Origin of the sequence: Kitasatospora sp. YST-16 (genome assembly GCF_026802215.1) — a bacterium.
In the GTDB taxonomy this organism is placed as follows: Bacteria; Actinomycetota; Actinomycetes; order Streptomycetales; family Streptomycetaceae; genus Kitasatospora; species Kitasatospora cineracea.
This window is the reverse complement of the sequence record NZ_CP113837.1, coordinates 847,412-861,342: the sequence shown is the minus strand read 5'-3', so window position 1 is coordinate 861,342 and position 13,931 is coordinate 847,412. Positions and strand designations below refer to the sequence as shown.

Sequence of the window (13,931 nt, the reverse complement as noted above, 5' to 3'; positions counted from 1 at the left end):
CCTGCCGCACGTTCCCCGGGGGGCGCTCAACCGCCGCCCAGTGACCAGGCGATGACCGACAGCGTCAGCATCGACAGCACCGTCGACGCCAGCACCGCCGAGCGGGCCAGCACCGGCGCCGCCCCGTACAGCCGCGCGTACACGTACACGTTCTGCGCGGTCGGCAGCGCCGACATCAGCACCGCCGCCCGCAGCTGCGGCCCCCGCAGGTGCAGCAGCAGCGCGCCGACCGCCAGCGCGGCCAGCGGCTGCCCGACCGTCTTCACCAGCACCGCGACGCCCAGCTCGCCCCGGTCCGGGCGCTGCGCCGCCGTGCCCGGCGGGGTGTGCAGCGACAGCCCGAGGGTGACCAGCGCGGCCGGGACGGCCGCCGCGCCCAGCAGGTCCGCCGAGTGCGCCAGCGGCCCCGGCAGGTGCCAGCCCTCGGCGGAGAACAGCGCGCCCAGGCCCGCGCCGAGGATCACCGGGTTGCGCAGCGGCAGCATCGCCAGCCGCCGCAGCCGGGCGGCCGGGCTGGGCGGGGCGGTGCCGGTGGACGCGTCCAGCACGGTCAGCAGCACCGGTGTGACCAGCAGCACCTGGAACAGCAGCACCGGCGCCGCGAACGAGGCGCTGCCGAGCACCTGCGCCGCGACCGGGATGCCGAGGTTGCCGGAGTTCACGTAGCCCGCCGCCATCACCGCCACCGTCCGCTCGGCGGTGCTGCGCTCGGCCCGCAGCCCGGCCGCCAGGCCCAGCACCGACGCGGCCAGCGTCCCGGCGGCGAACGCCAGCACCCAGCGGTCGGCGAAGGACGCCAGGTCGGTGCGCGCCACCACGGTGAACAGCGCGGCCGGCATCGAGACGTGGAACACGAACCGGCCGAGCACCGCCTCGGCGTCCGCCCCCAGCAGCCCCGTCCGCCCGGCCAGCCACCCGACCGCCGTCAACGCCCAGATCGGCGCGAACGCCGAGACCAATGCCTCCACCCTGACCTCCCGCCGCAGTCAACCAGGCCCGGGCCGGCCCCGGGACCGGCGGGCGGGGGTGACGGGACGTGAGCCCGGTCACGGCCGGTGCGCTTCCGGTGGCCGGACGGCTGCGCTGGGTGGCCGGGGGGAGAGCGGCGTCACAGGCCGGGGCGGTGGCCGGGGTCACACCGCGGCCGGGGCCCGGACCGGGGGCGGGAGGCGCGCAGGCCGTGCCAGGACTGGGCCCGGGCCCAAAACGCCGGTGTCAGGGGGAGGTTGGGGCCGGCTGTGGCCTTCTTCACAGCCGGGCCGGAATACCGGGGCCTCGGAGCGGTGAACTCCCTTGGGGCGCAAGGGAAGCCGGGATGTGAAGGAGTTGTGCAGGGCTCATTTCGGGATGTTTGCCGCGTGGTTGGGGCTCCGGCAGTCTCGTGGTTGTGCCCCGAGCCGCTCCCAGTGCTCACGGGGCTCCATGACGCAGCGAACCGCGGGACCAGCGCGGCGCGGCGTCCCCGGTGAGCAGGAGCCGCCGGGCCGGCCGTCCCGGGCCGAGGACCCCGCAACGAGCGGGGACCCCGCACGTCCACCCGGGCCCGGCGTGACCTGGAACCGACTCTCGGAGGTACCCGACATGCGACGTATCAAGCACAACCTCGGCCGATTGCCCCAGGTGCGGATGGGCCACCACCGCATGCCCGACGCCGTCCTCGGCATCGGACTGGCCGGCGCCATCGCCGTGGGCACCCTGCTGCCCGTCTCCCAGGCGTTCGCCAACCCCTCGTCCCACCGCACCGACGCCGCCGCGGTCACCACCGCGGACACCGCTGCCACCCAGGACGCGAACCGCGACGGCGGCCAGACCGCCTCCCGCAGCGAGACCCGCGAGCCGGTCCAGCAGCAGAGCCAGGCCCCCGCGGACCAGGCTGCCGCCGACCAGGCCGCCAACGACCAGGCTGCGGCGGAGAAGGCCGCGGCGGACAAGGCCGCGGCGGACAAGGCCGCTGCCGAGAAGGCCGCCGCCGACCAGGCCGCGGCGGACAAGGCTGCCGCCGACCAGGCCGCGGCGGAGAAGGCCGCTGCCGACCAGGCCGCCGCCCAGCAGGCCGCCGCCCCCGCGAAGAAGACCTACGCGAACAACCTGGACGGCTGGATCGAGGAGGCCCGCGACGTGCTGGCCGCCAACGGCAAGCACGTGCCGTCCGCGCGGGCGATGCACGCCGCGGCGATCGCCGAGTCCGGCGGCAACCCGAACGCCCAGAACAACTGGGACTCGAACGCCAAGAAGGGCACCCCGTCGATCGGCCTGACCCAGGTGATCATGCCGACCTTCAAGGTGTACGCGCTGCCCGGCCACACGGACATCCGCAACCCCGTCGACAACCTGATCGCCAGCTCGCAGTACTGCGACGCCCGCTACGGCAACATGGACAACATGGCCGCCGCCCGCGGCTACGGCGCCCACTGGCGCGGCTACTAGGAACCGCCCGCCACGCGGAACCGCCTTCTCGGCCCCCTCGGTGCAACCGCACCGCAGGGGGCCGCGGCGCGTTCGGAGGGGGGAGGAAGGGAGGGGAGAGGAGGGGCCGCGGCGCGTTCGGGGAGGAAGAGAAGAAGGGGGAGGGGAGAGGAGGGGGAAAGGCTGCGGTGCGCCCGGGGCGGGGGTGCGGAAAACCGCAGTCGGGTCGGGTGGGAAACCGCGTACCGGGCGTGAGCAGGGCTTTCTAGCGTGAGGGGCGTACCCGGGCAGGGGGTCCGGGTGGCTTCACGACGAGGAGGGCATCGTGCTGCTGCTGGAAACCGTGGCTCCTGCTGCCGGGCAGGCGCCGACCGGGGGGCTCGCGGGGTGGGCGGCCGGGTTGGTGGAGGCGTTCGGGGGGCCGGGGGCGGGGCTGGCCGTCGCGCTGGAGAACCTCTTCCCGCCGCTGCCCAGTGAGGTGATCCTGCCGTTGACGGGTTTCGCGGCCGGTCGCGGCACGCTCGGCCTGCCCGCGGCGCTCGGCTGGACCACGGCCGGTTCGGTGGCGGGGGCGCTCGCGCTCTACCTGCTGGGTGCGTTCTTCGGACGGGAGCGGATGCACGCGCTGTGGGCCCGGCTGCCGCTGGTGCGGGCCGCGGACCTGGAGCGGACCGAGGCGTGGTTCGCCCGGCACGGGACCAAGGCGGTGCTGCTGGGCCGGATGGTGCCGGTCTTCCGCAGCCTGGTCTCGGTCCCGGCGGGGGTGGAGCGGATGCCGCTGCTGCGGTTCACCGGGCTCACCGCCGTCGGCAGCCTGACCTGGAACGGGATGCTGATCACCGCCGGGTACCTGCTCGGCGACCGCTGGGACGTGGTCGAGCAGTACGTCGGGCTGCTCTCGAAGCTGGTGGTGGCGCTCACCGCGGCCGCGCTGGCCGGGTGGCTGGTGGTGCGGCTGCGCGGCCGGTCCGCCCGGCACCGGCGGGGGCGCTGAATGCCCGGCGGCCCGGTCGCGCCGTCGCGTAGGCTCCCCGGCATGGGGGAGGACGGGGAGCGGGAGGGCGGCCGGGCGCGCCGGGCCGTCGGGGTGCTGCTCGGGGTGCTGGCCACTCCGCTGCTGCTGCTCCACCTGCCGCTGGCCGTACTGCCCGGCGCCGCCGCCGTCACCGGCCGGCTCGGCGCCCTGGAGCGGGCCCGCCGCACCGCCTGGTCCGGCGACCGCTACCCCGCCCACTACCGGCCCGAGCCGCGGGCGCTGCGCCACTACCTGGCGGTCCGGGCCGGGACGGGGCTGGTCGCCGCGGTGGTGCTGGGCCTGGTCGGGTTCGGCGCGGTGCTGGCCGGACTGCTGGCGTTCGGGGCGGTGCGCGGCTCGCTCGGCTGGACCGACCTGGCCGGGCAGGTGCTGCTCGGCGGGGTGCTGCTGTTCCTGGCCGTCCAGGGCCTGGTCTCGCTGGCCGCGCTGGAGGCCCGGCTGGCCGGGGACTGCTTCGGCCCGTCCGAGGCCGAGCTGCTCCGCCTGCGGGTCGCCGAACTCGCCGACAGCCGCGCCGCGGTCCTGCACGCGGTGGACGCCGAGCGCCGCCGGATCGAACGCGACCTGCACGACGGCGTCCAGCAGCGCCTGGTCGCGCTGCGCCTGCTGCTGGCCCGGGCCGGCCGCGGCGCCGACCCGGGGCGCACCGCGGAGCTCCTCGCCCAGGCGCACCGGGAGTCCGGCGAGCTGCTCACCGAGCTGCGCGAGGTCGCCTGGCGGGTGCACCCCTCCGCGCTCGACGCCCTCGGCCTGGACGAGGCGCTGGCCGGCCTGGCCGCCCGCACCGCGCTGCCGCTGCGGATCCGCTGCGCGCTGCCCGGCCCGCTGCCGCAGGCGGTGCGCACCGCGGCGTACTTCGTGGTCAGCGAGTGCGTCACCAACGCCGCCAAGCACTCCGGCGCGGCCGCCGTGGAGGTCCGGGTCGAGGCGGTCGGGGCGCGGCTGACCGTGGAGGTCGGCGACGACGGCGCGGGCGGCGCCGACCCGGACGGCGGCGGCCTGGCCGGACTGCGGGCCCGGGTCGCGGCGCTCGACGGCACCCTGCGCGTCCACAGCCCCCGCGGGGGCCCCACCCTCGTCACCGCGGAGCTGCCGTGCGCGTGATCGTCGCCGAGGACTCCACCCTGCTGCGCGAGGGCCTGGTCCGGCTGCTCGCCGAGGAGGGCCACCGGGTGGTCGCCGCCGTCGGCGACGCGCGGGCGCTGCTCGCCGCGGTCGCCGCCGACCCGCCGGACGTGGTGGTGGCCGACATCCGGATGCCGCCCACCCACACCGACGAGGGCGTCCGGGCGGCGGTGCGGATCCGCACCGAGCACCCGTCGGTGGGGGTGCTGGTGCTCTCCCAGCACGTCGAACGCGGTTACGCCGCCCAGCTATTGGCCGCGGGCGCGGAGCGGGTCGGCTACCTGCTCAAGGACCGGGTCGCGGAGGTCGACGAGTTCCTGGACGCGTTGGAGCGGGTCGGCGGGGGTGGTACCGTCATCGACCCCGAGGTGGTCCGCCGCCTGGTCGGCCGCACCGAACCAGCCGACCCGTCGGCCCGGCTCACCCCGCGCGAGCGCGAGGTGCTGGAGGCCCTCGCCGAGGGGCTCACCAACACCGCGATCGCGGCCCGGCTGCACCTCTCGCTCAGCGCCGTCGAGAAGTACCTGGCCACCCTCTTCGACAAGCTCGACCTCCCGCGGACCGGCGGCTACAGCCGCCGGGTGCTGGCGGTGCTGCGGCACCTGGGGGCGTGACGGCCGACCGGGGCCTTTGGAGGTTCCTCCAGGTGGTGGGCGGAATCGGTGCCGCCCGGTTGTGGTGATCTTCAGGATTCGGGCGTGAGCTGGCTCCGGGCGGGGGATTGAACGAGAATCGAACGTTGGGTGTGCGCGGCTCGGCTGCGTTGCGCCGTAACGTTTCTTCCCAGCCAGAGAGCCCCTTCATGCGCTTCCTGAACGACCTCAAGCCCGCGTACGACCTCACGTACGACGACGTCTTCATGGTCCCCAGCCGGTCCGCGGTGGGCTCCCGGCAGGGTGTCGATCTCTCCTCCCAGGACGGGACGGGGACCACCATCCCGCTGGTGGTGGCGAACATGACCGCGATCGCCGGGCGCCGGATGGCCGAGACGGTGGCCCGCCGCGGCGGGCTGGTGGCGATCCCGCAGGACATCCCGATCGAGGTCGTCTCCGAGGTGATCGGCTGGGTCAAGCAGCGGCACCTGGTGCACGACACCGCGCTGACCCTCGCCCCCGGCGACACCGTCGCCGACGCGCTCTCGCTGCTGCCCAAGCGCGCGCACGGCGCGCTGGTCGTGGTCGAGGGCGGCAAGCCCGTCGGCGTGGTCACCGAGGGCGACTGCCAGGGCGTGGACCGGTTCACCAGCCTGTCCGAGGTGATGTCGCGCGACCTGCTGCTGCTGGACGAGGGCATCGACCCGCGCACCGCCTTCGACCGCCTCAACGAGGCGCACCGCAAGCTCGCCCCCGTGGTCGCCGCCGACGGCACCCTGGTCGGCCTCCTGACCCGGAAGAACGCGCTGCGCGCCACCCTCTACACCCCCGCGGTGGACGGCGCGGGCCGGCTGCGGATCGCCGCCACCGTCGGCATCAACGGCGACGTGGCCGGCCGGGCCAAGGCGCTGCTGGAGGCCGGGGCGGACGTGCTGGTGGTGGACACCGCGCACGGCCACCAGGAGTCGATGATCAACGCGCTGCGCGCGGTGCGCGGCCTCGACCCGCAGGTGCCGATCGTCGCGGGCAACGTGGTCTCCGCCGACGGCGTGCGCGACCTGGTCGAGGCGGGCGCCGACATCCTCAAGGTCGGCGTCGGCCCCGGCGCGATGTGCACCACCCGGATGATGACCGGCGTCGGCCGTCCGCAGTTCTCCGCCGTCCTGGAGTGCGCCGCCGAGGCCCGCCGCCTGGGCAAGCACGTCTGGGCGGACGGCGGCGTGCGCCACCCGCGCGACGTGGCGATGGCGCTGGCCGCCGGCGCCTCCAACGTGATGGTCGGCTCCTGGTTCGCCGGCACCCTGGAGTCGCCCGGCGACCTGCAGACCACCGCCGACGGCCGCCAGTACAAGGAGAGCTTCGGCATGGCCTCGGCCCGCGCCGTGCGCAACCGCACCTCCGACGAGTCGGCCTACGACCGGGCCCGCAAGGGCCTGTTCGAGGAGGGCATCTCCACCTCCCGGATGTTCATCGACCCGGCCCGCCCCGGCGTCGAGGACCTGATCGACTCGATCGTCGCGGGCGTCCGCTCCTCCTGCACCTACGCGGGCGCGGCGAGCCTGGAGGAGTTCCACGACAAGGCGATCGTGGGCATCCAGAGCGCGGCCGGCTACGCCGAGGGCAAGCCGCTGCACTCCAGCTGGGCCTGATCCCGGCCCCTCGTCCCCCCGTCCGGTGCCGGGTCAGCGCACCGGCGGGGGTTGCCGGGCGACCGTGACGGTGCTGACCGCGGTCCCGTCGGCGCAGTGGACGTGGACCCAGCCCTGCTCGAACTCCCGCAGGTCGTCGTGCTTGCCGCGGCGGTCGGGCCGCCCGAACGGGACGTCCGTGCGGGCGGGCACGGCCGGCATGCCGTCGACGAAGGCCGCGAAGCGCTCCGCCCGGTGGCCCCGGTCGCCGATCACGACCTCGTCGACCAGGCCGCGGCGCAGCACCAGCCGCACCCCGGGGAGGGCGCGCACCAGCTCGACCGGCGGGTGCGACTCCGGGCGGCCCAGCACGTCGAGGAAGAGCGTGAACTCGCCGGACCGCCAGCGGTGCGGGTCGCGGGCCACGCCGATCCCGCGCAGCACCGCCGTCACCGTGCCCGGCGCCGCGCCCGGGTGCGCGGAGTCGAACTCGGAGCCGTACCCGACCAGCAGGTCGCGGGTGCCGTAGCGGTGCAGGTCGGTGCCCCGGACGGTGGCCGACGGGGCGCCGAGGGCGCGGTGGACGTCCGCGCGGGTGCCGGGGAACAGGCCGGCCGCGGGCAGTCGGACGCTCAGCACCCGGCCGTCCCCGACCTGGACCTCCGGGCCGGCGTCGAACGCGAGCAGCCGCCGGGACCGGCCGGAGGAGGACGCCCAGCGCCGGTGCGCGCCGCCGGCCAGGCGGGCCGCCTCCCGAAAGGCCGGGCCGCCCTCCGGCTCGCCGAGCACGGCGAGGAACGCGCGGACCGGCCCGGTCGGCAGCGGCCGCGGGGCCGGGCGCTCCAGGGCGATCGTGGCCAGGCCGCCGTCGACGTACCCCAGCCGGACCCGGTCGCCCTCGACGGCGTGCACGTCGCCGCCCTCCTCGACCGGCTCGCCCAGCACCGCCAGGGCCCGCGCCCGGTCGCTGCCCGGGCCCAGACCGCCGATCAGCGCGGCGGGCCGCGGGTAGGCGCCCTCGCCGCTCAGCCGGAACACCGCGCGGTCCGTCCCGGCGGCCAGCAACCGGGCGACCGCGGCCTGCGGGCCGTCCTCCGGTTCGTCCAACGCGTCGACGTGCCACCAGAGTTCGCCCTCGAAGCGGGGCGGCAGCATCCGGGCCCGGGCCGGGAACCACCGCTCCGGGCGCCAGGAACCGCCGCCCGGGTGGAACAGCAGCAGCTCGTCGTGCCCGCCCCGCCAGCACTCGCCCTCGAACGACCCCAGCCCCTCACCCGCCAGCGCCGCCGCGTACTGCCGCTGCGTCAACGCGAACAGCGCGTCCGCGGAACCGTGCCCCACCTGCTGGTCCACCCCGACCCAGGCCCGGCCCGACACCACCTCGACACCGGTGCTCGGCTGCCGGACGACCTGCACGAAGCCCCGGCCGTCCGGCTCGCGGCGCCCGTCGCCCTGCTTGCGCTTCGCCATGGCTGTTCCGTCCCGTGCTGTGCTGTGCCGTGCCCGTGCGGTGGTTCCCCGGCGTTCGGGGCCGGGCGACCATCATCGGGCACGGGGCCGTCAGTTCGGGCTGAGCGGGGTGAGCAGGGCGCGGCTGACCATGCCGACGGAGCCGGAGAGGGCGTCGGCGACCAGGGCGCGGGCGGGTGGCAGGCGGCGCAGTTCCCAGAGGGTGAGGACGGAGGCCCAGGCGGCGTCGCGGGCGCGGTCGATGCTCCAGACGGAGAGGACGTGCAGCAGGGGGCCGCCGACGGGGACGGGGAGCAGGGCGGTGCGGACCTGGGCCTCGACCTGGGCGAGCAGGGTGTTGATCCGCAGGTAGTCGGCGTGCAGCTGGTCGGGGGTGCGGCCGGTGAGGCGGCAGGTGTCCAGGACGGCGAGCGGGAGGTCGTTCTCGATGTGGGCGTTCATGCCGGCCAGGGCGAACTGGAGCGGGTGGACGCCGGGGGCTGCGCGCAGGTCGAACAGTGGGCGCCAGCACGCGGCGGGGCGGCGGCCGGCGCGGTCGTCGTCGACGGCGGTCAGGTAGCGGGCGGCGAAGACGGCGTCGAGTTCGGCCATGGCGGCGGGGTCGTCGAAGTACCCCGCGGCGAGGTGGTCGCGGACCAGCCGGGTGACGGTGAGGTACATCGCGTTGAACACGGCGACCCCGTCGGCGGGCGGGAGTTCGGCGGCCAGTTGCGTCATCCGGTCGACCACCTGGTCCACCGTCAGTACCGGTGCGGTCATGCGCACGCTCCCATGAGGATGAGGGGATGATCGGACAAGGGGATGGTGGGCTGATGCTCCGTCACCTTCGCAGGCGGGGGCGCCGCTGCCAAGCCACGCGCGCGGTGCGGGCGGGTGGAAAAGGAGAAGGGGGAGGAGAGCGGGGAAAGGCGGGGGAGGAGGCGGAGGGAGAGGCGGGAGAGGGGCGGGGATGGGGCGGGGGGAGGGGAGGGGCGGGAGAAAGGGGAGGGGAAACCAGGTGCGCGGTGCGGGCGGGTGGAAAAGGAGAAGGGGGAGGAGAGGGGGAGAGGCGGGAGAAAGGGGAGGGGGAGACCAGGTGCGCGGTGCGGGTGGGTGGAAAAGGAGAGGGGGAAGGGCGGAGGGAGGGGAGGGGGAGACCAGGTGCGCGGTGCGGGTGGGTGGAAAAGGAGAAAAGGGGAGCGGGGGAAAGGGGCGGGAGGAGGGGAGGGAAAAACCAGGTGCGCGGGGTGGGGCGGGTGGGGCAGCATGGTGGCGACGGCGCTGCCGGGCGCATTTCGCGTTCCCGCCGTTCCCTGTCCCCGGAGGCTCGCGTGGTGAAGCGATATTAGAGGCGGTGCACACCGCCCTCCGGCCTGTCCCTGTCTGCGGGCGGCCGAGCCTCCCGGTCCTTTTCGGACGACCCTGCTGACGTGCTGATGCGCTGACGTGCCCCCGTGCGGGTGCCCGTCCGCGGGCGGTACGGCCGGTGCGGGCGTCGACACCTGCCGCGAGCCGTGGGCGGCCGCCCCTTCGCGGGTCGGCCGGCAGCCGTCCCCTGCCGTCCGGCCTCCGCCGAGTCCCCCGCATCCCCGCATCCCCGTCCGTGTTCGGCGGCAGTTGCCCTGCCGCCGTGCGCCGACGCCTCCCGAGAGGATGGCCATGGCCGCCACCGTGTTCGACCGAAGTGCCGCGCAGCTCCGTGAACTGATCGAGGACGAGGGGGAGTTGCGGGAGGGGCCGGAGCTGGCCCGGCTGCTCGGGCTGCTCGCCGAGCGCCGGGGCGCCGACCTGTCCGGGCTGTCCGCCGGGCGGCAGGCCGAGCTGCTCGGGGCGCGGGTCGCGCAGGTGCTGCCCGGGGGCGGGCGGCTGGCCGAACTGCTCGGCGAGGGAAGGCCGTTGACGGTCAAGTTCGGGATCGACCCGACCGGGGCGGAGGTGCACCTCGGGCACGCGGTGCCGATGATCCTGGCCAGCCGGCTGCAGCGGATGGGCCACCGGGTGGTGTTCCTGGTCGGGGACGTCACCGCCCGGATCGGCGACCCGTCCGGCCGCAGCGCCGAGCGCCCGCCGCTCACCGAGGAGGACGTGCGGCGCAACGTCGCCACCTACCGGCAGCAGGTCGGGCCGTTCTTCGACTTCGAGCGGGCGGAGTTCCGGTTCAACAGCGAGTGGCTGGAGCCGATGACGCTGCCGCGCTTCCTGGAGGTGCTCACCCGGCTGCCCGCCTCTGCCGCGCTCCAGCGCGAGGACTTCCGCACCCGGCTCGCCGAGGGCAGCGGGCTGACCCTGGCCGAGCTGGTCTACTCCGTGGTGATGGCGCTGGACTCGGTGGAGCTCGTCGCGGACATCGAACTCGGCGGCCTCGACCAGCTGCTGAACCTGCAGATGTGCCGCCGGGTGATGACCGCGACCGGGCAGCGGCCCGAGGTGGTGCTCGCCACCGGGCTGATCGAGGGCACCGACGGCACCGGCGCCAAGATGAGCAAGTCCAGGAACAACTACGTCGGGCTGGGCTTCCCCGCCGAGGAGATGTTCGGCCGGCTGATGGCCTGCGCCGACCGGCTGCTGCCCGGGTACCTGCGGGCGCTCACCGAACTGCTCGACGAGGAGGTCGAGTTGCTGCTCGCCCAGGTCGACGACGGCCGTCGGCACCCGATGGCCGTGAAGACCCTGCTGGCCGCCGCCGTCACCGCCACCGTGCACGGCGAGGCCGCCGCGCTCGCTGCCCGGGACGCCTTCCGGGCCCGGTTCTCGGTCCGCCGGTACTCCGAGGCGGGGCCGCTGCCCACCGTCGACCCCGCCGCGCACGGCGCGGCGACGCTCGGCGAGCTGCTGGTCAGGGTCAGCGGCGAACTGCCCAGCCTCAACCAGGTCCGCCGGGTCGCCGAGGCGGGCGGCCTCCGGCTCGTCGTCGAGCACACCGACGGCACGCAGCAGGCGGTCCCGCTCGGCCGGGCGGAGGCCGACGAGCGGCTGCGGGTCGTGCTGGGCGCGCACGACCTGGCCCGTCCGCGGGCGACCCGCCGGGTGTTCCTGCGCTGCGGGCGGAAGGTGGTGGAGCTGACCTGAGCGGTCCGCCCGGAATGCACGGGCGCGCGGGGCGGCAAGTGCCCTATCCTTGGCGCGATTTATCGCATGATCATCAGAAGTGGGGGGGCGATGACCGGAACCATCGTGGTGCGCGCGGAGCAGCCGGGGATCGGCCGCGCGGGGACGTTCGGCGTCCTCGTCGACGGGGTCCGGGTCGGCCAGGTCCGGCAGGGGGAGAGCGCACGGTTCCCGGTGCCGGCCGGCACCCACGTGGTGCGGGTCGCCGCGAAGGACCGCACCGGCTCCAACCCGGTGACGGTGCGGGTGGCCGAGGACCGGGACGCCCCGGTCACGGCCCGCGGGACGGGGCTCGGCGTCGCGCTCCTGCTGCCGCTGCTGGCCGGGATCACGGTGCCCCCGGTCTACGCGGTGGCGACGATGGTCCTGCTCGCGGTGGTGTTCCGCACCGTCCCCGGCCTGATGTTCCGGGTGCGCGTCGAGGACCCCGAGCCCCCGGCGCCGCACGCCCCGCAGGCCGGTGCGGGGGAGGAGAGCGGCGGCGGGGCCGGCCTGTGGTGGGAGTCCGACCCCGCGCTCGCCAAGCGGTTCCGGAAGGCCGCCGACTCCTGACGGCCCGACCGCTCCCCGCACCCGGGCCCGGGGCTACTGCTCCACGTGGAGGGTGATCGGGTTGGTGAGGGCGGCCATCGGGCCCCAGGGGAGGTCCGGGCCCATGGCGTTGCCCCTGCCGGGGGTGCCGTCCGCCCTGGGGTGGCGGACCTCGGCGCGGACGTAGGCGGCGAGGGAGGCGGTGGTGCGCCAGCGGACGGTGGCGGGGCCGGCGGCGGGGAGGGTCTCCTGGTGGAGCTGGCCCTCGTCGGTGAGCAGCCGGGCGGTGCCGCCGGGGACGCCGGAGACGGTGAGCTCGACGTCCACGGGGGCGTCGGCGGGGACGGTCAGGCGTTCGCCGATGCCGGCCCGGCGGCCGTGGCCGGTGGCGGTGAACTCCAGCCCGACGGCGGCGGATTCGGCGATCCAGCTGCGCCCGGCGCGCAGGCCGTCCAGGATCGCGGGGCGGCTGAGGTCGTCGGCGAGGACGACGTTGTGCGGGCTGCCGATCGGCTGCGGGGCGCTGTGGGCGTCGCTGTTGCCCAGCGCGGGGAGCCAGTCGCGGCCCTCGCGCAGGGCGGTGGCGAGCTGGGCGTCCCAGGTGTCGACGGCGGACTCGTCGTCGTACGTCCAGGGGCCGTTCCACACCTCGACGGCGTCGGCGTCCTGGTAGCCGAACTTCCACTGGCAGGCCACGTACGGGCAGTAGGGGTGGGCGGGGACGACCAGGCCGCCGCTGCGGCGGACCTGGCGGGCGAAGCGCGGGAACTGCCCGTCGCGGGAGCGGTAGCGCCAGTCGACGAACCGGCCGGGGTCGAGGCCGAGCGCCAGCCAGTGGCCGTTGCGGGTGGTGACCTCCTCGCCGGTGATCACCAGCAGGTCGTCCCCGGCCAGCGGGCCCCAGACGCCGTGCGCGGAGGTGGTGTTGTGGTCGGTGGAGACGATGAAGTCCAGCCCGGCGGCCCGGGCCCCGGCCGCGACCTCCTCGGGCAGGCGGCGGCCGTCGGAGTGCACGGTGTGCAGGTGGCAGTCGCCCCGGTACCAGGCGCGGCCGCGGCCGCGGGCCCGCTCGGCCGGGTAGTGCGGGGTGAAGGCCGGGCCCGGGCGGCCGAACCGGAAGGTGACCTGCACGGTGTAGGCCAGGCCCTGCGGGGCGACCTGGTACGGGCCGAGCACCACGTGCCAGGTGCCCGGGTTGACCGGGCCGGGCAGGTAGCCGGGGGTGGCGGCGCTCGCGGAGAGCGCGAAGGAGTCGCGGAAGCCGCCGGACCAGCCGCGGAAGCCCCGGCCGCCGAGTTCGGTGCCGCGCTCGTCGAAGATGCCGATGTCGCAGGAGTTGCCCGGGGTGCCGGCCGGGACGGCGGGCCGGTCGTAGCTGTAGGACACCGCGATCTCCCGCACGCCGGACGGGACTTCCACCGGTAGGTGGACGAAGTCGGCCGCGCCGGTGGGCAGTCGGCCGGTCAGGGTGACGGTCCGGTCGGCGGGGACGGAGGCGGGGGCGCCGGCGGTGTCGGTGGCGGGGGAGGCGGCTGCGGCGGGGGTCGGGGCGGCCAGGCCGGCGGTGGCGGTCGCGGCGCCGGTGGCGAGGCCGGTGCGCAGCAGGGTGCGGCGGCCGGGCAGGGCGGACGGGTCGGTGGGCATCGGGCCTCCGGTCGGTGGGCGCGGGCGTCGGCGTCGGCGTCGGCGTCGGCGTCGGCGTCGGCGTCGGCGTCTCACCGGGCGTCCCTACCCGGCGGGGTGAACCGGGGGTGAGTCCGGGGTGAGTCGGGGCCCACGGTGCTGCGGAGGATCCGTGAACGAGGGGTGGGGGAATATGCGCCTAGCAGTTTCGCCCGGGCGTGGCCGAAGGTTTGCCGGGACTACCGCTCGTCCGGGTGAATCCGGGGCGCGGCGCTACTCCGGGGGCGCGTGGTGCGACAAGCCTATGAGCCGGGCGCGGCGCGGTCCGGACCGCGCCGGCGGGTTCCGGAAACGGCCCTCCAGCAGGGCAACTCTCCTGGGGGAAAAGAATTCTGACGGACCGTCAGGGGCGCGGCGCAGCGGCTATGCTGC

11 protein-coding genes are annotated in these 13,931 nt (G+C 75.8%); 7 read left to right on the top strand and 4 right to left on the bottom strand.

The window, feature by feature from the left end; all coding sequences use genetic code 11:
* Positions 1 to 26: 26 nt before the first annotated feature.
* A complete protein-coding gene (locus tag OU787_RS03930; RefSeq protein WP_051818081.1) occupies positions 27 to 968 on the bottom strand; it encodes an AEC family transporter in 942 nt (313 codons plus the stop codon).
* A 613-nt stretch (positions 969 to 1,581) separates the two neighbouring features.
* Between OU787_RS03930 and OU787_RS03925 the strand changes: the two genes are divergently transcribed.
* The 5 genes from OU787_RS03925 (at position 1,582) to OU787_RS03905 (ending at position 6,809) form a co-directional block, all read left to right on the top strand.
* Positions 1,582 to 2,427 carry a transglycosylase SLT domain-containing protein gene (locus tag OU787_RS03925; protein ID WP_157852593.1) on the top strand — a complete coding sequence of 282 codons (846 nt, stop codon included), beginning with the start codon at positions 1,582 to 1,584 and terminating at the stop codon, positions 2,425 to 2,427.
* A 304-nt stretch (positions 2,428 to 2,731) separates the two neighbouring features.
* Entirely contained in the window at positions 2,732 to 3,400 is a 669-nt protein-coding gene (locus tag OU787_RS03920; protein WP_232795254.1) for a DedA family protein, read from the top strand.
* 42 nt (positions 3,401 to 3,442) lie between these two features.
* Entirely contained in the window at positions 3,443 to 4,546 is a 1,104-nt protein-coding gene (locus OU787_RS03915; RefSeq protein WP_268658562.1) for a sensor histidine kinase, read from the top strand.
* Complete coding sequence (locus OU787_RS03910) at positions 4,537 to 5,181, top strand: response regulator transcription factor (protein WP_030464504.1); 645 nt, start codon at positions 4,537 to 4,539, stop codon at positions 5,179 to 5,181. The genes OU787_RS03915 and OU787_RS03910 overlap by 10 nt, the downstream gene beginning before the upstream one ends.
* 188 nt (positions 5,182 to 5,369) lie before the next feature.
* Positions 5,370 to 6,809 (top strand): GuaB1 family IMP dehydrogenase-related protein, encoded by a 1,440-nt coding sequence (locus OU787_RS03905; protein WP_030464505.1) that lies wholly within the window; start codon positions 5,370 to 5,372, stop codon positions 6,807 to 6,809.
* 33 nt (positions 6,810 to 6,842) lie between these two features.
* Here the strand turns inward: OU787_RS03905 and OU787_RS03900 are convergent, their stop codons facing one another.
* Both OU787_RS03900 and OU787_RS03895 read right to left on the bottom strand, forming a co-directional pair.
* Positions 6,843 to 8,258 carry a hypothetical protein gene (locus OU787_RS03900; RefSeq protein ID WP_268658561.1) on the bottom strand — a complete coding sequence of 472 codons (1,416 nt, stop codon included), beginning with the start codon at positions 8,256 to 8,258 and terminating at the stop codon, positions 6,843 to 6,845.
* Positions 8,259 to 8,348: 90 nt separating this feature from the next.
* Complete coding sequence (locus OU787_RS03895) at positions 8,349 to 9,017, bottom strand: DUF5995 family protein (protein ID WP_030464507.1); 669 nt, start codon at positions 9,015 to 9,017, stop codon at positions 8,349 to 8,351.
* A gap of 879 nt (positions 9,018 to 9,896) precedes the next feature.
* Between OU787_RS03895 and tyrS the strand changes: the two genes are divergently transcribed.
* Both tyrS and OU787_RS03885 read left to right on the top strand, forming a co-directional pair.
* A complete protein-coding gene (gene tyrS / locus OU787_RS03890) occupies positions 9,897 to 11,306 on the top strand; it encodes a tyrosine--tRNA ligase (protein WP_268658560.1) in 1,410 nt (469 codons plus the stop codon).
* 90 nt (positions 11,307 to 11,396) lie between these two features.
* Positions 11,397 to 11,897: a hypothetical protein gene (locus OU787_RS03885; protein WP_268658559.1), complete on the top strand. Its 501-nt coding sequence runs from the start codon at positions 11,397 to 11,399 to the stop codon at positions 11,895 to 11,897.
* Positions 11,898 to 11,930: 33 nt separating this feature from the next.
* On the opposite strand, the gene OU787_RS03880 is transcribed toward OU787_RS03885, so the two are convergent.
* Positions 11,931 to 13,520 (bottom strand): CehA/McbA family metallohydrolase, encoded by a 1,590-nt coding sequence (locus OU787_RS03880; RefSeq protein ID WP_268658558.1) that lies wholly within the window; start codon positions 13,518 to 13,520, stop codon positions 11,931 to 11,933.
* Positions 13,521 to 13,931: the final 411 nt, after the last annotated feature.